Origin of the sequence: Phyllobacterium endophyticum, assembly GCF_003010935.1 — a bacterium.
GTDB classification, from domain to species: domain Bacteria; phylum Pseudomonadota; class Alphaproteobacteria; order Rhizobiales; family Rhizobiaceae; genus Phyllobacterium; species Phyllobacterium endophyticum.
This window is the reverse complement of record NZ_PGGN01000002.1, coordinates 305,880-328,918: the sequence shown is the minus strand read 5'-3', so window position 1 is coordinate 328,918 and position 23,039 is coordinate 305,880. Positions and strand designations below refer to the sequence as shown.

The 23,039-nt window shown below is 56.6% G+C and carries 28 protein-coding genes and 1 tRNA gene; 18 read left to right on the top strand and 11 right to left on the bottom strand.

Annotation, left to right across the window (positions count from 1 at the left end; translation table 11 throughout):
* The first annotated feature begins 65 nt into the window (after positions 1-65).
* On the top strand, positions 66-377 hold the full coding sequence (locus CU100_RS09510; protein WP_106716363.1) for a hypothetical protein: 312 nt from the start codon (positions 66-68) through the stop codon (positions 375-377).
* A gap of 11 nt (positions 378-388) precedes the next feature.
* Here CU100_RS09510 and CU100_RS09505 read toward each other — a convergent pair whose 3' ends face one another.
* Positions 389-1,366, bottom strand: a complete 978-nt coding sequence (locus CU100_RS09505; protein WP_106716362.1) for a DUF2312 domain-containing protein — start codon at positions 1,364-1,366, stop codon at positions 389-391.
* 331 nt (positions 1,367-1,697) lie between these two features.
* On the opposite strand from CU100_RS09505, the gene CU100_RS09495 reads away from it, so the two are divergent.
* The 13 genes from CU100_RS09495 to CU100_RS09440 all read left to right on the top strand — a co-directional run bounded on the left by CU100_RS09495 (position 1,698) and on the right by CU100_RS09440 (position 9,006).
* Complete coding sequence (locus tag CU100_RS09495) at positions 1,698-2,384, top strand: LexA family protein (RefSeq protein ID WP_106716360.1); 687 nt, start codon at positions 1,698-1,700, stop codon at positions 2,382-2,384.
* Positions 2,385-2,461: 77 nt separating this feature from the next.
* Positions 2,462-3,274 (top strand): tetratricopeptide repeat protein, encoded by an 813-nt coding sequence (locus tag CU100_RS09490; protein ID WP_106716359.1) that lies wholly within the window; start codon positions 2,462-2,464, stop codon positions 3,272-3,274.
* 430 nt (positions 3,275-3,704) lie between these two features.
* The gene (locus tag CU100_RS09480; protein WP_146141824.1) at positions 3,705-4,136 is read left to right on the top strand and encodes a hypothetical protein; all 432 of its coding nucleotides are present in this window, start codon (positions 3,705-3,707) and stop codon (positions 4,134-4,136) included.
* Positions 4,137-4,424: 288 nt separating this feature from the next.
* Entirely contained in the window at positions 4,425-4,598 is a 174-nt protein-coding gene (locus CU100_RS26810; RefSeq protein ID WP_170113789.1) for a hypothetical protein, read from the top strand.
* Positions 4,598-5,629 (top strand): hypothetical protein, encoded by a 1,032-nt coding sequence (locus CU100_RS09475; RefSeq protein ID WP_245418978.1) that lies wholly within the window; start codon positions 4,598-4,600, stop codon positions 5,627-5,629. The genes CU100_RS26810 and CU100_RS09475 overlap by 1 nt, the downstream gene beginning before the upstream one ends.
* Positions 5,626-5,862 carry a hypothetical protein gene (locus tag CU100_RS09470; protein ID WP_106716356.1) on the top strand — a complete coding sequence of 79 codons (237 nt, stop codon included), beginning with the start codon at positions 5,626-5,628 and terminating at the stop codon, positions 5,860-5,862. Before CU100_RS09475 ends, CU100_RS09470 begins: the two co-directional genes overlap by 4 nt.
* The gene (locus tag CU100_RS09465; protein WP_106716355.1) at positions 5,859-6,896 is read left to right on the top strand and encodes a hypothetical protein; all 1,038 of its coding nucleotides are present in this window, start codon (positions 5,859-5,861) and stop codon (positions 6,894-6,896) included. Before CU100_RS09470 ends, CU100_RS09465 begins: the two co-directional genes overlap by 4 nt.
* Positions 6,897-6,899: 3 nt before the next feature.
* Positions 6,900-7,376: a DUF1367 family protein gene (locus CU100_RS09460; RefSeq protein WP_106716354.1), complete on the top strand. Its 477-nt coding sequence runs from the start codon at positions 6,900-6,902 to the stop codon at positions 7,374-7,376.
* The gene (locus tag CU100_RS09455; protein WP_106716353.1) at positions 7,373-7,588 is read left to right on the top strand and encodes a hypothetical protein; all 216 of its coding nucleotides are present in this window, start codon (positions 7,373-7,375) and stop codon (positions 7,586-7,588) included. Before CU100_RS09460 ends, CU100_RS09455 begins: the two co-directional genes overlap by 4 nt.
* Positions 7,585-7,761 carry a hypothetical protein gene (locus tag CU100_RS26805; RefSeq protein WP_170113788.1) on the top strand — a complete coding sequence of 59 codons (177 nt, stop codon included), beginning with the start codon at positions 7,585-7,587 and terminating at the stop codon, positions 7,759-7,761. Before CU100_RS09455 ends, CU100_RS26805 begins: the two co-directional genes overlap by 4 nt.
* Entirely contained in the window at positions 7,761-7,955 is a 195-nt protein-coding gene (locus tag CU100_RS09450) for a hypothetical protein (protein ID WP_106716352.1), read from the top strand. The genes CU100_RS26805 and CU100_RS09450 overlap by 1 nt, the downstream gene beginning before the upstream one ends.
* Positions 7,955-8,590 carry a hypothetical protein gene (locus CU100_RS09445; protein ID WP_106716351.1) on the top strand — a complete coding sequence of 212 codons (636 nt, stop codon included), beginning with the start codon at positions 7,955-7,957 and terminating at the stop codon, positions 8,588-8,590. The genes CU100_RS09450 and CU100_RS09445 overlap by 1 nt, the downstream gene beginning before the upstream one ends.
* Entirely contained in the window at positions 8,587-9,006 is a 420-nt protein-coding gene (locus tag CU100_RS09440) for a hypothetical protein (protein WP_106716350.1), read from the top strand. The genes CU100_RS09445 and CU100_RS09440 overlap by 4 nt, the downstream gene beginning before the upstream one ends.
* Before the next feature lie 227 nt (positions 9,007-9,233).
* On the opposite strand, the gene CU100_RS09435 is transcribed toward CU100_RS09440, so the two are convergent.
* The 4 genes from CU100_RS09435 to CU100_RS09420 form a co-directional block, all read right to left on the bottom strand.
* The gene (locus tag CU100_RS09435; RefSeq protein ID WP_106716349.1) at positions 9,234-10,592 is read right to left on the bottom strand and encodes a DUF6538 domain-containing protein; all 1,359 of its coding nucleotides are present in this window, start codon (positions 10,590-10,592) and stop codon (positions 9,234-9,236) included.
* A 136-nt stretch (positions 10,593-10,728) separates the two neighbouring features.
* Positions 10,729-10,811: transfer RNA gene (locus CU100_RS09430), tRNA-Leu, on the bottom strand.
* A 116-nt stretch (positions 10,812-10,927) separates the two neighbouring features.
* Complete coding sequence (locus CU100_RS09425; protein ID WP_106716348.1) at positions 10,928-11,503, bottom strand: GDYXXLXY domain-containing protein; 576 nt, start codon at positions 11,501-11,503, stop codon at positions 10,928-10,930.
* Positions 11,500-12,627 carry a DUF2157 domain-containing protein gene (locus tag CU100_RS09420; protein WP_106716347.1) on the bottom strand — a complete coding sequence of 376 codons (1,128 nt, stop codon included), beginning with the start codon at positions 12,625-12,627 and terminating at the stop codon, positions 11,500-11,502. The genes CU100_RS09425 and CU100_RS09420 overlap by 4 nt, the downstream gene beginning before the upstream one ends.
* Positions 12,628-12,877: 250 nt before the next feature.
* On the opposite strand from CU100_RS09420, the gene CU100_RS09415 reads away from it, so the two are divergent.
* Positions 12,878-13,024 carry a DUF1127 domain-containing protein gene (locus tag CU100_RS09415; protein ID WP_106716346.1) on the top strand — a complete coding sequence of 49 codons (147 nt, stop codon included), beginning with the start codon at positions 12,878-12,880 and terminating at the stop codon, positions 13,022-13,024.
* Positions 13,025-13,162: 138 nt separating this feature from the next.
* On the opposite strand, the gene CU100_RS09410 is transcribed toward CU100_RS09415, so the two are convergent.
* Positions 13,163-13,726 carry a hypothetical protein gene (locus tag CU100_RS09410; protein WP_106716345.1) on the bottom strand — a complete coding sequence of 188 codons (564 nt, stop codon included), beginning with the start codon at positions 13,724-13,726 and terminating at the stop codon, positions 13,163-13,165.
* A gap of 74 nt (positions 13,727-13,800) precedes the next feature.
* On the opposite strand from CU100_RS09410, the gene CU100_RS09405 reads away from it, so the two are divergent.
* Together CU100_RS09405 and trmFO are read left to right on the top strand one after the other, a co-directional pair.
* Positions 13,801-14,748: an aldo/keto reductase gene (locus CU100_RS09405; RefSeq protein WP_106716344.1), complete on the top strand. Its 948-nt coding sequence runs from the start codon at positions 13,801-13,803 to the stop codon at positions 14,746-14,748.
* 81 nt (positions 14,749-14,829) lie between these two features.
* Positions 14,830-16,239, top strand: coding sequence for a methylenetetrahydrofolate--tRNA-(uracil(54)-C(5))-methyltransferase (FADH(2)-oxidizing) TrmFO (gene trmFO, locus CU100_RS09400; protein WP_106716343.1), 1,410 nt, complete (start codon positions 14,830-14,832; stop codon positions 16,237-16,239).
* A gap of 130 nt (positions 16,240-16,369) precedes the next feature.
* On the opposite strand, the gene CU100_RS09395 is transcribed toward trmFO, so the two are convergent.
* From CU100_RS09395 to yajC, 4 genes are all read right to left on the bottom strand, one after another.
* Positions 16,370-17,206: a phytoene/squalene synthase family protein gene (locus tag CU100_RS09395; protein ID WP_106716342.1), complete on the bottom strand. Its 837-nt coding sequence runs from the start codon at positions 17,204-17,206 to the stop codon at positions 16,370-16,372.
* A 27-nt stretch (positions 17,207-17,233) separates the two neighbouring features.
* Positions 17,234-17,623, bottom strand: coding sequence for an Mth938-like domain-containing protein (locus CU100_RS09390; RefSeq protein WP_106716341.1), 390 nt, complete (start codon positions 17,621-17,623; stop codon positions 17,234-17,236).
* 4 nt (positions 17,624-17,627) lie between these two features.
* Positions 17,628-19,895, bottom strand: coding sequence for a protein translocase subunit SecD (secD, locus tag CU100_RS09385; RefSeq protein ID WP_106716340.1), 2,268 nt, complete (start codon positions 19,893-19,895; stop codon positions 17,628-17,630).
* Positions 19,896-20,016: 121 nt separating this feature from the next.
* Positions 20,017-20,358, bottom strand: a complete 342-nt coding sequence (gene yajC, locus CU100_RS09380) for a preprotein translocase subunit YajC (RefSeq protein ID WP_106716339.1) — start codon at positions 20,356-20,358, stop codon at positions 20,017-20,019.
* Positions 20,359-20,628: 270 nt separating this feature from the next.
* Between yajC and CU100_RS09375 the strand changes: the two genes are divergently transcribed.
* Positions 20,629-21,492, top strand: a complete 864-nt coding sequence (locus CU100_RS09375) for an ATP-binding protein (protein WP_170113825.1) — start codon at positions 20,629-20,631, stop codon at positions 21,490-21,492.
* A 96-nt stretch (positions 21,493-21,588) separates the two neighbouring features.
* Here the strand turns inward: CU100_RS09375 and CU100_RS09370 are convergent, their stop codons facing one another.
* Positions 21,589-22,893: a peptidoglycan DD-metalloendopeptidase family protein gene (locus tag CU100_RS09370; RefSeq protein WP_106716338.1), complete on the bottom strand. Its 1,305-nt coding sequence runs from the start codon at positions 22,891-22,893 to the stop codon at positions 21,589-21,591.
* Between the last annotated feature and the right edge of the window lie 146 nt (positions 22,894-23,039).

Here is a 23,039-nt window from a genome sequence, read left to right as displayed (position 1 = left end):
GATTTTCCGGTGTTTTGGTCAATGTTTCCGACACTTTGGGTGACTCCGATCATATGGTTGAACACATGACGGATCAGCCGAAGGAGACGACGAACAAAGACACACAGACCAGCAGTAACCAGAGCGATGGGGATCACACGGTTGATGACTGGAATTCGATAGGAGATCTCGCCCGCACAATCCTGTCCGGTGTAAAGGCGAGGAAAAAGGCCACAGAGGATGTCGCACCCTCTGTGGCCGATTTTGCTCAAAGCCGGGAGGACGTGGCGAGCAATCAGATTGTTCGGCGTGTTGTGCGTGCGGGCAACCGGCGCAAGGGATGCAGCCTGGCGGGACACGACAACGAGAATTTCAGGACGGAACAACAGGTCAAATGAGGCGCGGTCCATTATGCGACCTCGCTCTCGACTGCCATCAACTTCGCACAGGAATAACAATGCTTGAGCCCGGACGCGCCACAGGCATCAGGCTTCTGACAACGAGGGCGATAGTCGCGGATCGTTTTTGCCGGCTCATCCTTGATCAGGAATGCCGGTGGATCGAATTGATTGACGGCTTGCTCTTCTTTCGAACCCGTATGGATAACACCGCTCGCGCGGCCCTGACCGACGATGGATGGGAGTCCATCGCTTTTTACGCTCGCGGGAGAAGAGCTTGGTATACTGCGCTGGCCGTCGGCAGCACTCAAGGTACGCGAGTCAGGGTTGGTCTGGCTGGACGACAACGGTTCAACGTCAGCGACGTTCGCCAGTCGGGATTGACCCTTCACTGCAGCGATTGCGTCATCGTCCATCTCGTTTGCCGTTTCCGGCGAATTGGTTGCGCCGGCTTCCACGGCGCTGCTGGTGCGCAGTGCGCAGCTGTCTACATCGTCGCCTCCTGCGTTGGCAGCATCCGCTTCCACGACACTGCTTGGGGTCTCGTGTTCCTCGCCTGTATCGTCGAGGATTTCACCCGTATCCGGGTCTATCTGCTCTTCGCGCTCAATCATGATGTCGACAGCTGCGATCAGAGCGGCGCGACCGGCCTCAGTCTGGACAGCGTTCGCAACAGTGGCGACAAGCCTTGCATTGGCGGGAAATTCTTCAACGTTTTCTCGTGTACGCGCAGACGCGGGCGCCCGACCTCCAGTTTCGTAGGCAGTCAGGTACAGATCGAAGATGGCCTCGCGCTCGTTGAGTGTGTCACGCCCAAGCTTCTCGACCTTGCGCAGGTGCGAAACCACATTGCCGAGCACGGTCTTGTCGTAGCCCATGCCCTTCGCCTCGGCATAGACTTCGCGAATGTCTTCGCCGAGCGTGTCCTGCTCTTCCTTGAGGCGAAGAATGCGATCAATGAACTGTTTGATTTCAGCTTCGGCACTCATATTGCGTTCTCCTCGACTGGGAGAAAGTCATTTGCACTCAACGCAACGCCGCTTTCTCTCGCGTACGACAGCAGTTTCGGAGCGTGGCTCAGGGGGATAATTCCACCGGTACCGCCTTTTTCCTTTGGTTGTGTCCATCGATACACTCGGGTGCGACTAGCACCCGTCACTGATTGGACGACGCTTAATCCGCCAAGACGTGAAATTATGCTGGAAGCAGGTTCAAGTGCGTATGTCATGGCAGCATTGTGCTATAATCGCACAAACATTGCAACAGGAATTATGCGATCTTCGCACAAGACGGCAAATTTCCGTTGTGCGAAAATCACATATGATTGAAGATCCGTACATAAAGTGGGTTGTTGAAAATCTTGAACAGCCCGGGAAAACTCAAACAGGCCTTGCCGAAAGTCTTGGGTTGCATCCGTCCGCCATTAACAAAGTTGTAAAGGGCAAGCGCCAGCTCAAGTCACATGAGGTCGCCGCTGCTGCTACCTACTTCGGTGTGCAAGCACCCTCACCTGAAATCAGGCCCTCTATCGGCGGGCTCGTGCCAGTGCCCGTCGTCGGGAAAACAGAAGCAGGATCCTTCCGTGAGGTTGATGAGTTCGACCAATCAGAGCAAGTGTTTATGTCCCTTCCGCCCGACGATCGTTTTCCAGGTGCGCGGCAGATGGCGTTTGACGTTGAAGGAGATTCCATGAATGCCCTCAAGCCGCGGCCGATCTTTCCGGGCGACCGAGCCGTCGGCGTGGCGTATGAGGACGTCGCCCACGAAGCGACGTTGCGAGACGGAATGATAGTTGTCGTGCAGCGCACCCGCGATGGCGGCCACACCCGCGAATGGTCAGTCAAACAGGTTGAAATATATGCAGACCGCACAGAATTTCACCCTCGATCGACCAATCCAAAACATAAGCCTATTGTCATAACGCGTGATATGCATGCTGATGAAGGAACTACAGTAGAGATAATTATGCTGGTCCGGAGAATCATCAACGATTTGCCCCTGAACTAGCGGGCGATTTTGAATGCGAGTCGTGTGGGAGGGGGAAACGATTGCGAGTTTCGAGATGTTTTCTTGTAGTTGGCCTGATGCTTTCGGCATTACACCCAGCTCTGGCAGGTCAGCGTGAGGGCAACACAGCATATAAAGCTGGCAATTATATTGAGGCCTACAACCAATGGAAACCATTGGCAGAGCAAGGCTCGGCCGAGGCCCAGCATGATCTAGGCATCCTATTCCTTAATGGCGAAAGCGTCACGAAAGATCTCGCAACAGCACTTAAGTTGTTTCAATTGGCCGCAGACCAAGATTACGCGCCAGCGGAAAATAATCTGGGCTTGATGTATGGACGGGGTTGGGGCGTCCCGCAAAACTACGAGATAGCAATCGAGTGGTTTCGCAAGTCCGCTGAGCAAGGCAACGATGTCGGGCAGACTAACCTTGGGTCATATTACATCCATGGTAAGGGCATCCAAAAGGACGTAGCTAGAGCCGCGGAATGGTGGACCAAGTCCGCAGATCAAGGAAATGCAAATGCCCAATACAATCTCGGCATTCTGTACGTTTCCGGCGAGGATGTCTCGATGAATTACGGACTCGCTATTGACTACCTTGACCAAGCCTCACTCCAAGGGCATGCGGATGCGCAATTTAATCTCGGGATAATGTATCATGAAGGGTTCGGCACCGAAAAAAACGCCCTTAAGGCCGCCGAATGGTGGCTGCGTGCAGCTGAACAAGGCAATCTAGAGGCCCAGTACAATATGGGCGTGCTGTACCGCGACGGCATTGGTGTGGACAAGAACGACGCCAAGGCAGCCGAGTGGTGGCGCAAAGCCGCTGATCAAGGAGATGTGAGAAGTCAAAACCTTCTCGAAAGCCTTCCGTTTCACAAAGGCTAGGTTGCGAAGTTTCCCAACTGGTTAGTAGCGTCATTAACAATCGCTTTCACAAGTGATTGCTACGAGCTGGCCGATCGCGCTTTCGCAATGAACGCACTCGAATCGGACTTGTTCGATCAGGCCGCTTTCTATCAACTCGTCCACATCTGAAGGACCGCCCTGACCTCCGAATATCTCTTTCACACTTTCCCTAATGCAGTTCACACATCGGACATGCAGCGCGAACACGCGGTTACACTCTTCTAACGCGAAGCCCATGTTTCGTTCTCCTTATGTTCCATAAAAAGCAGAATCGCGACCGCAAGTCGAGTCGGATTTTCCCATAGCTTGAAAGCGCATTCCAAATAATTGTGCTTTTTTCGCACAAAAGCACCTTGCTATAATTGTGCGATTATCGCATATTCTGTCCATCGAACAACGGATGGATGCAATGAACATCATCAACCACGAATTCAGGACACGGGAACAGGTCGAAGCCGAAACCGGCTACCTCATCGAAGCTATCGGCGATGCCCTGCGCTTCTACCCGGACACCAATTCCATGCGATACGCCTGCATCGCCGCTGCTGAGGGAAAGCCTGCTTTTTGGGTTCGCACCAGCTTTGGCAACACCGCTTCTGCCCTCTTCACAGACCACGCCAATCTCACAGGCGATCTGGAAACAGCTGTTTCACTGGCTAAGCTGCCTCGGGATTGCTGGACCGTCTATCAGCAGCTCGAAGCGCTGATCCCACTCAACTGCGAAGCCGCCGAACAGATGGTTGAGCAGTATTCCCTGCTCGGTCACTTCCGCGACGTCGAAGAGCTTCTGGCTCGCGAGACGCACATCATCTGCAACGGCTTCAAGTCGAGGGCAAACTGATGAGCATCCTTGTAGCCATCGTCGCCCTGCTTGGCCTTGTGGCCGTGTTTTTCGGAAGCATCGAAGAAGGAGCAGAGAAAGTCAGACCAGAGGTAGACCAATGATTCCGCGCAAAATTCTCATCGTAATTGCTGCCCTGCAGCTGTCCGGTTGCGGCACATACAACTCCTGGACGCCACGCGAGATTGAGGCCGCCACGCGGTACTCATGCGCTGACGGTTACTACCAATGCGGTTTGCGGACGAGCAATCGGTCCAGTGAAATGGGTAGCGGTTCGCGGAGTCCGAAATGACCGCAGCCCAGATCTGCATCGCTTCTGACCTGTCGATCATCGATCGGCTCTCCCGCGAAGATGCGCTCAAACATCTCGAAAGCCGCCTGCGCGCTGAGCCCGACGGCACGGTCATTTTGGCACTGAAGCGTGCCTACAACTCAGTTTTTGAACGGAAGGAAGTCGCGTGATGACCGATCACTACGCATGGTATTTCAAAGCATTGGAACTGGTTGGTGATTGCGGCGAGCTCTCCCGCGATCATATGAAAACTCTCGGCGTTTCAGAAGCTGATCCCAAGTCCGGCTTCTTCCGGCGCCGCGCCTACAAGGATGGACCCTGGAACACGGTTGCCATCTGGATTGATCCGAAGGGCAAGCTTATTTGCCTCGTTGATGGCAAGCTCACAGAAGCCGATGCGGTCTGGACGTACGCTTGCCGCAACCCAATCTCGGAAGAGACCTACCAGGCTGTCCGGAGTGGCAAACCATGGCCGCGCGAGCCTGGGCCAGCCCAGGTCCTGTCGAACCTTCCTTCTGATCCTTTCGAGGCGCTGAAAGCTGAATTCGAGAGCGAGAAGGAAATCGCTGAGAACTTCCTCAAGACGCCTATCACGACGAGAGAGCAGGCGGACAAAGCCGCTGTCTGGTCGAAGCGACTGACTGCCATCGCCAACAAGGCCACTGCCTTGCACAAGGTTGAAAAGCAGCCGAGCCTCGATGAGGGTCGCCGGGTTGACGAGAAGTTCCGCGATCTCAAGGAAGAACCGAAACTTCTGTCCACCAAGATCAAGCGCGCAGCTGACGCCTATCTGAACGAGCAGGATCGTCTTGAGCAGGAACGCCAGCGCAAGGCTCGCGAGGAAGCCGACCGGGCCCGGCGAGAAGCGGATGAAGCCGCGCGAGCTGCGAAAAACATCTCTTCCAATCCGAATGATCCGGTAGACGAGGCAGCAAAGGCGGATGCAGAGCGTCTGGCCAAGCTTGCCGCCGAGGCTGACAAGGAGGCGCAGGCCCGCAATGTCACAGCCGGCCGAACTGGGTCGAAGCTCGCGCTGCGCACCTTCGTTTCCGCACGCATCACTGATTACGACAAGGCGCTCCAAGCCCTCAAGGATCATCCCGAGATGAAGGCCCTCGTCGAGCAGCTCGCCAACCGCGCCGTTCGCGCCGGACACGAGCTCGACGGTGTCGAGCGCTTCGAAGAAAAGAGGGCAGCATGAGCGACGCTCTCTCAGAACACCTGATCGTCGCCGTCAAATTCGGCTTCAGCGACAAGACGTATGACTTCTTCTCCGACATTCCCGTTGAGGTCGGACAGAGGGTCTACGTCGAAACCAGCCGCGGCGAGACAAAAGCCACCGTCACTGAGATCAAATCCAAATCTGATCGCGCTGAACGATCGGTGCTTCGCATCGTCGAGCCAGAGACACCACCAACAGGAGAAGCGGCATGAACGCTCCAGCACAAATCCTAGACAGTCGCCCACCTGCATTGATGGTTGGTGGCAGTGTGCATGCCATCGTTCCTCAGTCGATCGAAGAAATCTGGCGCGTGTCGACCATGGTCGTATCGGCTGGTTTGGCGCCGAAGGCTCTTGTGGGAAAGAAAACAGGCAATGATGCGGTCAGCGCGGTTGCTATTGCCATCATGGCCGGGGCCGAGCTTGGCTTGCCGCCTATGGTCGCGCTGCGCAGTTTCACCGTCATCGGTGGCAAGCCTGCCCTCTATGGCGATGGTATCATCAACGTGGCCCGGCGCTCAAAAAAGGCCGCATACATCCGCACCGGATATGACGAGGCGCGCGGTGTCGGCTGGTGCGAGGCCAAGCGCGCAGATACCGGCGAGCAGAAGCGTGTAGAGTTCTCGATCGCCGATGCAAAGCGTGCCGGTCTCTGGGATGAACGCCCATTCGTCAAGAAGCAGGACTGGAACACCAAGCAGTGGAACGATGTGCCTAACGAGGCGCCATGGTTCCGCTATCCGCAGCGTATGCAGCAATGGCGCGCGGCTGGCTATTGCCTGCGGGAGCTCTTTGCCGATGTCCTCGGCGGCATCACCGATGAGTATGAGGCCCGCGAGATCGCTGGCGAAATCTATGAGCCAGAATCGACGACTTCGCTAGTCCCACCCTCGCCCACGAAACTTAGCGGCATTGATCCGATACCGGATAACGGATTCGATAATGACCGTGGCGATGATGAAGGCGAAACCGAGATCGAAGAAGCTCAGGTCATCGCCGACGATGAACAGCAGACGATGGACCTCACACCGCCGTCGCCATCGAAACAGCAGCCTGCCAAGCAGGATTTCACCAATCCAGATGATGTTCTGAAGGATGCTGAAACCCGCTTTGCCTGTGTCCAGGACGAGGGCGACTGGGAAGAGCTTCGTTGCGAGTTCGCCCACCTGCAGGAGACGTTCTTCCCTCCAGATTGGGAAGCGCTGGTTGCCATCATGCAGCAGCATTACGACCGGGTGACAGGATAAGCGATGAGCACGGCCGCGTTCTCTCACGAGGTTATCAACGGCAAGCACGTCCTTGTGGCGTGCGATACCGACGGCATGGAGATTCTGAGTGCGATGAAGATCGGTAAGCAATGCCTTGTCGAAGTTCACATGCCCCGCAATCCGGCTCATCACCGCATGATGTTCTTGCTGATGAAGCGGGTCGTCGACGGCGGAGCATGGGATGGCGATGACGAAAGCCTTTTGACCTGGCTCAAATATGCGACCGGCCATGTCGAGACGAAGGTCGATCACAACGGCGAGGTTCACTACACGCCCAAGTCGATCAAGTTCGCTTCCCTTGACCAAGCTGGTTTCCGCAAGTTCTTCGACCGCGCCGTCTGGATGATGTGCAACCGACTGACCCACGAAGAAGACTGGGAAGCGGTCCGCGACGAGATCATCGCCATTGTCGACGCGCCCTACCGTTCACAAGCAAATCACCTCGCGAGGGCGTCATGACCAGCCGCGCCCGCAAAGAGGAATTCATTCGCAGCTTTGACGGCCCAACCATCAATGACGCGATCCAATCGGCTCTTGGGAAACATGGCCTTTCCGCCTTCCACGATGAAGTGATTCACGACATGGCATCAAGCCTTGCTCGCGATCTTCGTGACCGAAACCGCCGCAATCGAGAGAACCGCCGCATCTGGGCAGCAAGGAAAACAGCATGACCTCCGCTCTCTACGCCCCGAGCCACGTTCGCCGATCAAAAACCCGTCTTGCCGAGTTCATCGAAAAGCAAACCGCAACAAACGAACAGCTCCGGCTTGATGCGATGCACGAGCCTGCCTTGGCGCGCTATCTCGATCGCGTCCTCTCGGCTGAAAAGTGGGAGGCAAACTGATGATCCAGCTAAACGAAGACGAAACAAACGTTGTATTGCCGCGGCAAGCCGTAGTTTTCCTGTGCGTGGAGAACGGCGGTGTAGCCATCTTAGAGGATGAGGATGGATGCGAAACCCATACGATTTTCATCAACGGTCTCGTAAACCTCGACGTTCTCATTGATGCTCTTCAAGCAGCACGGGAGATGCTGTAATGACCGACCGCCCTATCCTATTCAGCGCGCCGATGGTCTGTGCACTGCTGGATGGTCGAAAGACGCAGACACGTCGGATCATGAAGCCGCAGCCTGAATTGTTGGCGAATGGCACATGGCAAATTTCGAACTCCGGCGGCGGAACATTCGGCGTCGAAACGGCGGATCTACCAGCAATCGCACCCGACTATGTCCGCTATGAGATTGGCGACCGCCTTTGGGTGCGCGAGACCATCGCCGACACTGGAAATGGCATCGGCTACGTCGCGGACGGAAGCGCGCAATACAGTTATGTTTGGGCGTGGAAGCGCGACAAGCTTCCCGCCATTCATATGCCTAGAGCGGTTTCCCGTCTCACGCTGATCGTTACCGACGTTCGCGTGGAACGGTTGCAGGACATCAGCCGAGACGATGCCATAGCCGAAGGATTGATCCGAATGCCTCTCGCTCCTACGGCGGCAGTAAAGGCCGGTTGCGATTGGGGATTTGAGGGTGATCACCGCTTCGGCTCTCCGGTGAGTGCCTATGCCGCCCTATGGGACCACATCAACGGCGCAGGCGCGTGGGAAGATAACCCCTGGATTGTCGCTGTCACCTTTGAAGTGATCAAGCAGAACATCGATGGGGTTGCATGATGGCCCGGCGCGAGTTCACCAAGACTGTCTACGCCCAGATCGTGAAACGGGCGATGCACCCGGTCCATGGCGTGTTCTGTGAGGGCTGTGGGCTGATCCTGGGCAAGAAGCCGTATCACGTCGACCACATCAAGGCAGATGGCCTTGAGATCGAGAAGAGCGCCAAGCTGACGGCCGACGACGGTCAGCTGCTCGGCGTAGAATGCTGTCATAAGCCGAAGACGAAGGTCGATGTCACGGTAATTGCAGAAGCCAAGCGCCGCGAGGAAAAGCACCTCGGGATGAAGCGGTCGAAAGGCACCATTAAGTCGCCAGGCTTTCGCGAGGTCGAGAAGGAGCACGCGCCCAGTTCCAAATCCCTGCCACCCCGCAAGCTATTCAGGAGCATCACGACACGTGGAGCGATTGTCGGATGAACTACGTCTGCGATTTCATCGAGGGAGCGGACGCCTAATGGCAAGATCCCCGAAACCACCCGTGGTCATCAACTCCGCGAAACTGGAGGAATGCCTCGACAAATTGGCATTCGTCATGTCGCGGGCTAAGGATGCCAGCATCTATCTTCCATTGTGGAAGCGACTGGAGCACGAGCTCGATATGCAACGGGACGTAGAGAATGTGGTTGCCGCCGCAGCTGCTCGAGTCAAACGATCGAAGCATCGAACGGAAGCGCGATCTTAAGCATTTCATCACGCTTCCATTCCAATGATCCCCCCGAACCATAAGTAGGACGATCGATAGCGTGCCCCATCAACAGCCGGCGCAGGTCGTCATGCAAATTTGCATCCTTCATGCGATCCTCAAACGAATGGCGAAAAGAGTAAATCTTGTGGTCCGGCGACGGAAACAACGCGCGGGCGTTGAAGTATTTGTTCAACGCCTTCGACATGTGATTTTCCTTGTTCCTGTATCGCGGAAAGCCGTTTGGATGTTGCTTGAACACTTCCAGGGCGACACCAACCAAAGGCACCTCACGGATAGATGAATCGGTTTTCACTTCGCGTGGGTCGTCGGGATCTTCACGCGGCTTGATTTTCAGATGAGGGATTGCCGCCTCAAGACAGATCGCATCCGGCGTCAGGTTGCAAAGCTCGCTCGGCCGCGCTCCTGTCTCGATCAGCGCAAGCACAACGCCGCGCCCCTCGCTGTTCATGGTGGACAATGAACCTGGCTTGAGAATGGTGTCTGTGATCCATTCAAGGGGAAACGGTGGCCGCGTTTTTTTCCGCTTCTCCGAAAAGGACAGTCCATCGAACGGATTCTTTCGCTCGTGATCCCCCATATATTCGAAGTAAGCCTTGTAGAGCACTCGCATGTTGCCCACGTCGCGATTGCCAGACGATGGGGAGTGCGTCGCGCGTCCGGACTTCGGCGCTATCCGCTTCATCCAGTGATCATAAAGCTCCCGAGCATCATCGCGGGTGATCTCAGTCATGGCCTTGTCGCCGATCAGTTCAACGAAGTTGTTGACCGCTCGCTGCTTGACCTTTTTCCATTGGTATTTCTGAAATGCGCTCTTGCCCATGTGCTCATCTGGAACGATCTGTTCGAGATAAGTCTTGAAGGCTTCGGAAACCTTGGCATTGGGACGCGACACACCGCCAAGCAAAGCGGTCTCCACCGCGGGTTGCGTGCGCTCATTGATCAACTCAAAGCGATCTACGATGTCAGCACGTGACGCATCGCGCGCCAGATCAGCTACGGGCTTGTATGAGAACCCATAGGCCTGCGCCCGTTTGACGGCAGCGGAATATAGCCTTTGCGCGATCGCGGCGTTGCTGCCACTCAGCAGCGAAGCCCAAAACTCATTGTCGGCAATTTCGAGCGCGTCCCGCTTGGCCCGCGCGATTGTGACGTCATCCGTCTTGAGCGCTATGCGGACATGTGGTGCGCGATCGTCAGCGTCGGCAACTTCCGCCGGCACGCGGCGCTTGTAATAGTAATTGCCAAGCCGCTGTTGCAGGAAGCGATCGTAGCTGTTTTTCTCGCGTTTCCTGGTCAATCAGATGCCCTGTTGAGATTGCGACTGTGGCGCATTATGTGGCGCAATATGTGGCACATAAACAGGGATAAAATCAATAAGGCGTCGCATATTACATAAACTGTGCAGCAAACACAGATACTTAGCAAAAGTGAGATGGTGCGGATAGAGGGACTCGAACCCCCACGGTCTCCCGCCAGAACCTAAATCTGGTGCGTCTACCAATTTCGCCATATCCGCAGATGGAAGCATAACTCCCAAGCGCCGGTCCCTATATCACCCTCTCTTCCCCGGTCAAAGGAAAAAGCCGGTGTCCGGCAGAATATCTTGAGGATGAGCGCTCGGCCTAGGAAAACTCAGTAGAGCGGCTCGTCGTAAAGCACAATTCCATTGTCCTTGAGTGCGCGGATCTGCGCATCACCCTCACTCGACACGGCAACCACGGCTTCTATCCTGTGCTCCCGCTGCTGATCTTCAATGACGCGCCCCTCACCCTCAGGCACGTAATAACGCTCGATGCCATAGGTAACGCGCAATTGGCTGTCAGCGGCCGCGTTCGCAAACATTTCTGTACGGCCGCGCAATTGGACTTCGCCGGATGGCACATCTTCGCGCTTCTGCCACGACGCGCCGGCGAATCTCCAAGCGCCGGCGTCTCCCTCCCTGACGGTGACGTAAACATCGGCGGGGCCATCCTTCGCAGGGCGCGTCCCGGTTATCTTGCCCGCCTCGATCGTAGAAATGGCGTAGCGAAGTACCACATAGTCGCCTCGCATGATGTCATGCGGGTCTACCGGCTCGCTCAACAGCGTAATGTCAGTGCCATCGCGCAGGATCGAAGCGTGCTGCCGGACCATCGCGTAGAGCACGCCAGACTGCAAAAGCGCCACTGCTGCACCAAGCCAGAGTAAACGGTTTATCTTTAAGATCATGCCGTTACCTGCCTTTTCGGATTCCTTCTCTGAAGTCTCCGCTCCATGCGGATGACGAAGGCTGCAAGGAGCAGCACAATCACGCCTGCACTGAGGAAGAAGCTCGCAGTGCCGATCATAGTGCCGATCGTCTCGAATGCCAGGTAAAGGACCTCGATAGAGAAAACGCTGTAGGCGACCCAGCGCACGGCAAGATTGCGATGCCCGGAAAGGATGAGACCGGCGATGGAAAAACCGAGTATCGCAAACCCGATCAGGACCTGGTTGGGGATGCTGTCGTCGGTGATACTGCCCGTTGCGATATCGAACTGGAAGAACAGCAGCGCAACCAGCAGCATGAAAAACCCATAAGCTCCCAAGGCTTCCGCCCAGCCGGTCAATCGCTCCAACAGGCCGGGACGCACGCCATCCAGCACGAACAATGCACCTCCGGCCAAAGCCGCGAGCCATAATATGGCTGCGTCATCGAGATCGATCCGCACAACGATCACGTACGTGATCAACAGCAGCGCAATGAGATGCCGCGCCGCCCTGCCCTTCGTGTACCAAACGAGCCCACCACAGATGAACAACAGGACAGGCACCATCCAGAGATAATTGACGGCCTCGCTCGCGCTGCCGTCAAGTGACACAAACAGGTAAAAGCCGGTGATAACAGTACTTGCGGAGACGAGCACGGGCGAGCGCAGGAACAATGCGGCGACCATCGTCCCGGCGATCCAAAGCAATGCCGCGTCCGATGCATCACCGGACAGATGATACATCTGGCCGATCAATGCTATCCCCGCGCCGAATGTGATGGCTGCAAGAAGATAAAGCGCCTGGCCGAAACGCCCGTCGCCCAGACTTTGCCGCCACGCCCCTCCAACATAGCCTAGCCAAAGCACCGAAATGATAAGGCCAACGCGCAACAGCCGGGGCATTGCCTCCCAGTTCGCCGCGACCAGCGAGATGATCGCCGCACCGAGAAGCACCGCTCCAAGGACGGCAAGAATGCCACCAAGCCCGAATCCGGAACGATGATTTTCCAAGTCTCTGCGAAGCCGTTCGGCGACGATCTCGTCGATCACCCCGTCCCGCTGCCAGCGCGCGATATGCTTCCTCAATCCAATGGTGAGTGCCACGGATGCTCCCTTGAGTCTTGCCGATGTGAGGGTAACGCGACTGAATACAAAAACGCAATTGCACCGTAGGGCGTAAAGTCACCTTGATTCTGCCATTGGTGCACCGCAACAATTAACGCGTGTTAATGGTGCATTGCACCATTTGCATAGCTGTCGTGCAAACTTGGCTCTGCAACTTCAAGAGGTCATCCACTATCTTCCACTCAACGATCAAGAGTGATCAAACAAACAAATCGAAGTGGTGAATGAAATGAACCTTATCCGCTCTTACAGCAACTGGCGCCGTTACCGTGACACGGTTTCCGAGCTGAACCGCCTGTCGACCCGCGAACTCAGCGACCTGGGCATTGCCCGTTCGGACATCCCGTTCGTGGCCAAGAAGTCGTCGCTACGTTAAATCGAACACGAATATCGCCGGGCTTTATCCTCCTCCCAAAGCTCCCGCGATCGAAGGCCGGCCCTCCTCCTCCCAGCCGGTCTTTACAAAACGACACCCACCGCACCTCCTCCCGCGGTGGGTGTTGTTGTATCTGGACTACCTCTGGCCGCCAAAGCCCCGGCGGTGCCACTCTGTCAGCAGCATTACGTCAGGCGCTCCGCCCCCGGGTTCATACCAGGAATCGACTGCCCATAATGTACCTGACCGGTCTTTCAGGACGGCGGTGAAGTGCGGATAGCGGCCATCGATGAAACTGCCGCGCGAATCCCGACGCGCAACGCTATGATGGCGAAGCAAGCCAGTTGTTTGCAGATAGCGGAGAAACTGGTCCGTATTGGTAGACTCATCCACACAATCCATTTGGCCTTTCTCGCGACTCTTGCCGAATTGCATCTTTGGCCGGTCCGTAATCCCTATGACCTGGATATTGCGGCGCTCGAATACCTGCACTGCGCGGCGAACCGCAGCGCGTTCAGCGGCAGGTGAAGCGCGTCCACTCGTCATGATAGACGCGATGCGTGACCGATCGGCGCCGCTCAGGGCAACCCGGGTCTGAAACGTGCACCCGTAGCCGTGGCACACGCGAAAATTCTGCGCATCGGCAGCACCACACATTAAAGGGAAAAGAATCAGAGGTAGCAAGCGTGCGATCAAAATCATGAGAGGACCCTAGCAACCGTCGATGATCAAGCATACAAGATTTGCACCTCGCGATCATTCCCCGGAGCAAGACCATGGAAAAACGTCGTCTCGGCCGCAAGGATATACATATTGCGCCACTGGTTTTCGGCGGCAATGTCTTTGGCTGGACCGCCGACAAGAAGACTTCTTTCGAACTGCTCGATCGCTTCACCGATGCCGGTTTCAATGCGATCGACACGGCGGATGCCTATTCGCGGTGGGCACCCGGCAACGAGGGAGGAGAATCCGAAACGATCATTGGCGAGTGGATAAAATCCCGTAACGCTCGCGACAAAGTCGTTGTCATCACCAAAGTCGGCTCCGATATGGGCCAAGGCAAGAAGGATTTATCCGCGGCTTATATCGCCAAAGCGGTCGAAGCCTCGCTGAAGCGGTTGCAGATCGACGCCATCGATCTTTACCTGTCGCACTGGCACGACCCGGATACACCCTACGAAGAAACGCTCGGCGCCTATCAGAAGCTGCTCAGGGAAGGCAAGATCAAGTCCATAGGCGCTTCAAATTTCGATGCCGATCAGCTTCGGGCGGCAATCGACGTCTCCGAGACGAAGGACCTGCCCCGCTATAATGTCCTGCAGCCACAATATAATCTCTACGATCGCGGCGAGTTCGACGGTCGGCTGCGCGAGCTTTGTATTGCCGAGAACATCGGCGTGATCACCTATTTCAGCTTGGCCAGGGGTTTCCTCTCCGGTAAATACCGCAGTGAAGCCGATTTGAACAAAAGTCCGCGCGGCGACGGGATCAAGGAATATCTTAACCCTCGCGGTTTTCGTATTCTGGCAGCACTGGATGCAGTATCGGCCAGGCATAACGCCAAACAGGCGGAGGTGGCACTCGCCTGGATCATGCAGCGCAGGGGCGTCACAGCGCCGATCGCCAGTGCGACGTCGCTCCAACAGCTTGAAAGCCTGATCCGCGCCGCAGCGCTGAGGTTGGACAATGATGATGTGGCGGAACTCGATAAGGCCAGTACCTGAGCACATGATCAATCGCCGCTGCTGATAGACCGCGGCGGCTTTTGCATTGATGCGCGGCACCAAAAAGACTATTGGAAGCGCATGTCACACAAACCAGTTCACATTGTTGGCGGCGGTCTCGCCGGTTCCGAAGCCTCATGGCAGCTTGCCGAGGCGGGCATTCCTGTCATCCTGCACGAGATGCGCCCGGTCCGGGGCACGGATGCGCACAAGACCCAGGATCTTGCCGAACTCGTCTGTTCCAATTCATTCCGCTCCGACGACGCCGAGACCAATGCGGTCGGTGTGCTCCATGCCGAAATGCGCCTTGCCAATTCGCTGATCATGGCATCCGCCGACGCGCATCAGGTGCCGGCTGGCAGCGCGCTGGCTGTCGATCGCGATGGCTTTGCACAAGCGGTAACCGCCCGCATCGAAGCTCATCCGCTGATTACCGTCCAGCGCGAGGAAGTAACAGGTCTGCCCCCTGCCGATTGGGACAAGGTCATCATCGCCACCGGTCCGCTGACGGCGCCATCGCTTGCCGAAGCAATCGGCAAGGAAACCAGTGCGGATGCCCTCGCCTTTTTCGACGCTATCGCGCCGATCGTGCATTTCGATTCCATCGATATGGACGTCTGCTGGTTTCAGTCACGCTACGACAAGGTTGGACCAGGCGGAAATGGCAAGGACTATATCAATTGCCCCATGACCCGGGAGCAGTATGAGACATTCATCCAGGCACTTGTCGCGGGCGACAAGACGGAGTTCAAGCAATGGGAAGGCACGCCCTATTTTGATGGTTGCCTGCCCATCGAGGTCATGGCCGAGCGCGGTCCGGAAACCTTGCGCCACGGACCGATGAAGCCGATGGGCCTGACCAATGCGCACAATCCTGCGGTGAAAGCCTATGCGGTCGTGCAATTGCGCCAGGATAATGCGCTCGGCACGCTCTACAACATGGTCGGTTTCCAGACAAAGCTGAAATATGGCGCGCAAACCGAAATTTTCCGCATGATTCCGGGGCTCGAAAACGCTGAATTTGCGCGCTTGGGCGGCCTGCACCGCAACACCTACCTGAACTCGCCAGTCCTGCTTGATCCGACATTGCAGCTGAAGACCCGTCCGGGCCTGCGTTTTGCCGGCCAGATCACCGGCTGCGAAGGCTATGTGGAGTCTGCCGCCATCGGTTTGCTGGCCGGGCGGTTTGCTGCGGCTGAGCGGCTTGGCCAGGCCTATACGCCGCCGCCGCCGACAACGGCCTTCGGTGCACTCCTCGGCCATATCACCGGTGGCCATCTCGTCACGGACGAAGAGCCCGGCAAGCGTTCTTTCCAGCCCATGAATGTCAATTACGGCCTCTTCCCCCCTATCGAGGCGCCAAAGATCGAGGGCAAGCGTTTGCGCGGCAAGGAAAAGTCGAATGCGAAGAAGCGCGCCATGAGTGCGCGTGCACTCGCCGATTTCCGTGCATGGCTTGGTCTGCCTTCTATCGCCGAGGCTGCGGAATAGTTGTGCATGGTTCGATAGGCTCACCATAAGGCGTGGTGAATTGCCATGGTCGCCAACGCTGGGTTCTGAAGCGCACCACATCCCTCATGGTGAGCCTATCGAACCACGCACTGAACACAAACCCAATATATTAGCGCGTTGAAGCCCTGAACATCGCCCATTGGCGGCGAAGCGGCGAGATGTCTGCTATGTCCGTGGCGGCTTTCAAGCCGCTGGCTTTCAGCTTCTTCAGATATACCGGAGTCATCGCAGCTGGCAGATAGGCCGGGCGGAGTGTCGCCGGCAACGTCTTCATAGCCGTTTCGCATTTCGCGAGATGATCCCCGGCGAGCGCGATCATGGCATCCATCGCACGCTTGACGGCCGGTTGATCGGAGTTGTCCAGCAATATAGTCCCACTGCAGCCAACGGCCGCCAGAATATCGGCGGGGATGTATATCTGGCCGCGCCGCCTGTGCAGGGGCAATAGCCGGAGCAAACCCGCGACAGCCTGCGCTACGCCCGCGTGCCCCGCTGTTTCGGCATGTTCAGGCGCTTTGGCGGCATCGAGGACCAGCGAGGCAAGCTGGATTAGAGCTGACGCGGTCTCGCCGCAATAACCTTCCAGATCATTCCGGCTGGGCATTGGATCGTTATAGAGGTCGAAGATCCGGGCCTCACAATAATTATCGAAGGCCGCGCGCGGCAGATCGTAGGTTCTGATCGCATCCATGAGCCCGGCCGCGACGGGATTGCCCGTTGCTTCGCCATGCTCCATCCCGATGATAAGATCGCGCCACCATTGCAATCGGATTTCGCCCGGCAAAGGGTCGTGGATCAGATCACGGATACGGGCGATCTCCGTATTGAAGGCATAAAGCGCAGCCAAGGCGCCGCGTTTCTCTTCCGGCGCATATAGTACCGAAAGGTAACGATCAGGATCAGCATTCCGCAGCAATTGCAGGCAGTGAGTTTCGTTGGCATTCATAATGCTGAGATATAGGGATGCACCGGGTTAATCCACAGCAATCAACGCAGCAGCCACCGCGCGATCTTCGGCGAGAAGCACGTTGTAAGTACGCACCGCCGCTCCCGTGCTCATCGGATCAGATGATATACGATGTTGGCGTAGTGCATCTCGCACCTCCTGAGGCAACCGGCGCAGGTCTATTCCCGTCCCCACCAGCAGGATTTCAATATCAGCGGCTTGTTCAAGCACGAGCGAGAAATCGGCGATGGTCAGAATTGGCGGAGCCTTTGGCTCCCAGCCATGTATGCCGGAGGGCAGACATAGTATGGAGCCTCGGTGCGACATGTCCGCAAAGCGAAACCCGCCATTGCCATAGGCATCGATGGGTGCACGCCCTGGAAAGTGCGCGTCCCGAATTTCAATGCCCTTGACCAATTGACTAGGCTCCACTCTGGCCGGACACAGCCGACGGTCCTTTGTTCGTCACGTCCCTGCCCCTGAGGCCGAACAGCATCAGCAGCGGCCCGGCAACAAAGATGGACGAGTAGGTTGCAACGACTATGCCGACAGCAAGGATCAGCGCAAATGATTTCACGTCGTCGCCACCATAGATGTATAGCACGATCAGTGCCAGAAAAGTTGCGACCGAGGTCAGGATCGTACGCGACAGGGTCTGGTTGATCGAGGCATCCAGGAGAGCCGGCAGCGACATGCTGTTACCGTATCGACGCAAGTTTTCACGCACGCGGTCGTATATGACCACCGTATCGTTGAGCGAATAGCCAACGATCGCCAGAAGTGCCGCAATGCTCCACAGATTGAATTCCATCCGGAAGACGATGAACATACCGAGCAGCAGCAACACGTCGTGAATCGTCGCGAGTATTGCGCCTAACGCGAAATGCCACTCGAAGCGAAGCCACACATAGACGAAGATCACCGCCAGGGAGAGCCCGACAGCGAGCATTCCGGCCTGCGACAGTTCGCTCGATACGGAGGGGCCGATCACATCAATGCGACGGAAATCGAAGTCATCCTGCAATTCGCCGCGGATTTTCACGCCGACAGTCTGTTCGGCGTCCTCGCCCTCGCCTTGACTGCCCACAGTGATCAAAGCGCGATTGTCCGATTTGAACGGTTCAATCTTGATGTCACCAATATTCAAGTCTTCGAGCCGGCTATAGACATCGTCGAGGTCGATCGCGCCTTCGTGCGATTGAATCTCGACCATTGTGCCGCCCTTGAAATCGATGCCGAAATTCATGCCTATGATCGCAAACAGGACAATTGCTGCGATGCTCGACAGTGCCGAAAAGCCAAGCGTGAGGAAGCGCAGCTTCATGAACGGGATTCTGGTGTCGTCTGGAACGAGCTTGAGAAGCGCACCGGGCACTTCCTTGGGCCGCGCCCGCTGCACCCAGATCGACACGAGCCAGCGCGTCAGGGTGAACGTCGTGAACAATGTCGTGACAATGCCGATAGTCACGGTGAGCGCGAAACCATGTACCGGCCCGGAGCCCAGTGTGAAGAGCACGAGCGCGGCGATCAGTGTGGTCACGTTGGCGTCGACGATCGTTGCGAGCGCCCGTGAGAACCCGGAGTCGATGGCCTGCGTGACGGAGAAGCCGGCGCGCCTGTCCTCGCGAATACGTTCATAGATCAACACGTTGGAATCGACGGCCATGCCGATTGTCAACACGATACCGGCGACACCTGCGAGCGTCAGGGGCGCTCCGAAAAGCGTCAGCACGGCAAGGATGAGGATCACATTGACGACGAGTGCGATGTTGGCAATGACGCCGAGAAGTCCGTAGGTCAAGAGCATGAAAGCGATGACAAGTGCCGCGCCAATAAGCGCTGCGATCTTGCCGGAAGCCACTGACGCGGCCCCTAGGTCGGTGCCGATCGTCCTCTCTTCAAGGACGGTAACACTGGCTGGCAGTGCGCCTGCGCGCATCACGAGCGCGAGGTTGCTGGCGCCCGAGAGATCGAAATTACCGGAGATCTGACCCGTATTCCCGGGGATTTCTTCGCTGATCACCGGTGCCGACAGAACCTGGTTGTCGAGGACTATCGCGAAGGATTTTCCGACATTGGCCTTCGTTGCCTTTGAAAACCTGTCAGCACCGATGCTGTCCAGTCTAAAGGTGATCACGGGCTCCTGGGTCGCCGTATCGATGCCTGCCTGGGCATCAACGAAATTCTTGTTTGAAACGAGCGGTTCCTTCTTGACCAGATAGGGGACCGGCGGATCGTCAAAGGAATAGACAATTTCGTCGCCTTCAGGCGGTGTTCCATCGATTGCCTGTTGCACCGGAACGGAGTCGTCGACCATCTGGAAATGCAGTTCGCCGGTAAGACTCAGGATGTCCTTCAGCAATTGCGAATCGTATAGACCCGGCACCTCGACCAGTACCCGGCCGTTCCGCTGTCCGTCCACGATCCGATTGGTATAGCCGAGCTCGCTGAGACGTCGCGTGAGTATTGCAATCGTCGCGTCCGTATCCGGCAGGTGGTCCTTGTCGACCTGCAGACGCAGCCGCGATCCGCCCTCGAGGTCGAGACCCAGTGCCAGTTGCTTCTTCGGCAGCCAGTCCGGCAGTTTCACCAGTTGGTCTTGCGTAAAGAGATTTGGCAGCGCCAAAATGACGCCTGCCAGAACAACAGCCCAGATGAGTACGGTCTTCCAGCGGCTAAAATAAAGCATGCAGTCGCAACCTTGAGCTTGGAGCAATTCTCGAAATAGGAACCGGTTTTCCATCCGGAATTGCGACGAAACAAGTACTAGAATCAAAGGGGCGGCTCGATGGCCGCCCCGTCACTATGCCTTATTTCTTGTTGTCGGCAACCGGCTCGCCCTTGACCCGGACGTCAGCCACCATGCCCCGCAGGACGCGGGCCTTGACGCCATCGCCGATTTCGACATCCAGCTCGCCGGTGTCTTCGTAGACCTTTGTAACCTTGGCAATGAAACCGCCGCCGGTGATGATTGTATCGCCGCGGCGAATATTCTTCAGCTGTTCTTCCCGCTTCTTTGCGGCGGTCCGCTGCGGACGAATGATCAGGAAGTACATGATAACGAAGATCAGGATGAAAGGCAGGATGCTCATGAGCATTTCCGGTGCGCCACCGACACCCGTTGCCTGTGCATATGCGGGAGTTACGAACATTGAGACAACCTCCAGAGAAATCAGTTTTGAAAGACTTTGAGCCTGCGCAATACAATGTTTGGGTTGTCAAAAGCAACCGTACAAAACTGCGTGTCCTGCTTTTCGAATTATCTTCAACATGATAGAGCAGGTTTTGCCTGTCCACGCCCGTTCTGCCGGAGAAAATTGCTTGAGGCGGGACGTATGCCGAAGCCGCTACGAGACTTCGTCAAAGCGGCCGGTGAATGGGCACCACCTGACCATATGCATGATAACAAAGGCATGACGAGAATGTCCGATGAATTGCTGACAGATAAACTTGACCGGCTGATCGCCGTGCTGGAGCGTATGGCCCCGCCGGAGCCCCAACCCATTGACCTCGATGGGGCGGATTGCTTCGTATGGAATCCCGACAAATTCGCCTTCGACCCTGTCCGCAAAGTCAATCGCGTGGACATTTCCCTTATCCGCGGCGTCGATAATGTGCGCGATATTCTCTTCGATAATACAAAACGTTTTGCCGATGGGCTGCAGGCAAACAACGTGCTCTTGTGGGGTGCGCGGGGCATGGGCAAGTCGTCGTTGGTCAAGGCAGTGCATGCTTCGGTCAACGTCGCCGCCCCCACCGGAGACCACCCGCTGAAACTCGTCGAAATCCACCGCGAGGACATCGACAGCCTTCCAGCATTGATGAATGCCATCAAGGACACGAACCACCGTTTCATCCTGTTTTGCGATGACCTCTCCTTCGATCATGACGACACCTCATACAAATCGCTGAAGGCGGCATTGGAAGGGGGTGTCGAGGGCCGGCCCGACAATGTGATCTTCTACGCCACGTCCAACCGCCGTCACCTATTGCCACGCGACATGATTGAAAATGAGCGGTCAACCGCCATCAACCCTTCTGAAGCGGTTGAGGAAAAAGTTTCGCTATCAGACCGCTTCGGTCTTTGGCTCGGCTTTCATAAATGCAGCCAGGACGATTACCTGTCGATGATCGACGGCTATGCGGCCCATTTCGATCTGCCGATGGAGAAGCAACAGCTGCATGCACAGGCGCTGGAGTGGTCCACGACGCGCGGCGCGCGTTCCGGTCGTGTCGCATGGCAGTTTACCCAGGATCTTGCCGGACGTCTCGGCAAGAAACTTTAATCGGTACCGTTTATCTCTCCCTGTGAGAGAGAAAGGTTCAGCAAAGAGTTCAAGTTGCTGAAATCGCTTTCTCCCCAAGGGGAGATAAGGGATCCATTAGGATTCGAGATATTTCGTTGGATCTACCGGCGTCGAGTTCTTGCGAACCTCGAAGTGAAGCATTGGCGTCGTCGCATTGCCGGTCATGCCCGATACCCCAAGCTGTTCGCCCCGCTTGACCTTCTGGCCACGCTGCACGTCCAGCTTGCTGGCATTGCCATAGACGGTCACAAGGCCGTTGTCATGGCGTACCAGCACCGTGTTGCCGAATTCCTTCAAGCCATCGCCGGAATAGATGACAACGCCGTTTTCAGCTGCCTTGATCGGCGTCCCTTCGGGCACGGAGATGTTGATCCCGTCGCTGCCCTTGCCATAATTGGCAACGACACGGCCGCGTACCGGCCAGCGCATTCCCGTCACTCCGGTGGCTGAAGGTGCTGCTGCTACATCCTTGTCCTTGTCGGCGTTCTCGATCACCTTCTCGCTGGCCTGAGGCGGTGTGTAAGGCTTGGCCGAGTTATTTGCCTCGGGTGCCGCCGCTGCCTGCGTTGCCGCACTTGCAACGGCCTTCGGTTGTTCTGCAGGAGGTGTCGAGGCTGTCTTGACCTGATCGACTGCACCGGTCTTCGGCTTCATGGTATTGGCGACATTCTGCGCAAGCGCCGAGTTCGATGGCGGAATGATGAGCGACTGCCCGACGCGGACAGTACCGTCCTTCATGCTGTTGGCCTGCTTGATCGCCTCGACATTGCTGCCGGTCTTCCGCGATATGGCATGCAGCGTATCGCCACTCTGGACCGTGTAGGTACCTTGGCTCGTTGCTTTGGCAGTGGCCGTTGCCTGCTTGTTCGCCGTCGGCGTCTGCAATACAGCAACATTGTTTGAGGGTTGGGTCGCCGATGATGGCTTCACAGGCATCTTCGCTTCACGCCCATCCGGGGTTTTCAGTGTTCCTGATCCCAGCGGCGCAGCCTGCATCGGTTCTGCGGATGCGACCTGCCGCTGGCGTAGAGGAGCTGCGCTGGCAACGGGCGCAAGAGCCGGACGTGTTGGCTGCGATGAGACAGGAGGCAGCGTCGAAGCGCTTGCGGCGCCGACCGGAGGAAGGCTGCTGCGCTGGACGCCGCCGCTGCGGCCGACCGAAGCAGTCTGCGTTGAATCGACAGGTGGTGTGTATGGTTGTGGAGTGTTGTTCGACGCTTGCATGACTGATCGTTGATTATCGCTGTATCCGGAACTGAAATCGGCGCTGGTAAAGCGCTGTACCCCCGAGCTGCAACCCGCCGCAGCACCGGCAACCATGAGAATGGCGGCATTCAGAGCCAGCCGCCGTGACGCTTTGTCTAGTACACTCAAACGCATCGCATATCCCGCCCGTACTCAATACAAGAATTGTGGGACTCATTAGATCGCGTTAATGTTACTCGACCGTTAAAGAGCGAATAAAATTTGTAAAAAATTCACCAAACTCGTAAAGGGTCAGCGCTTTGCATGACCCCGCCATATCG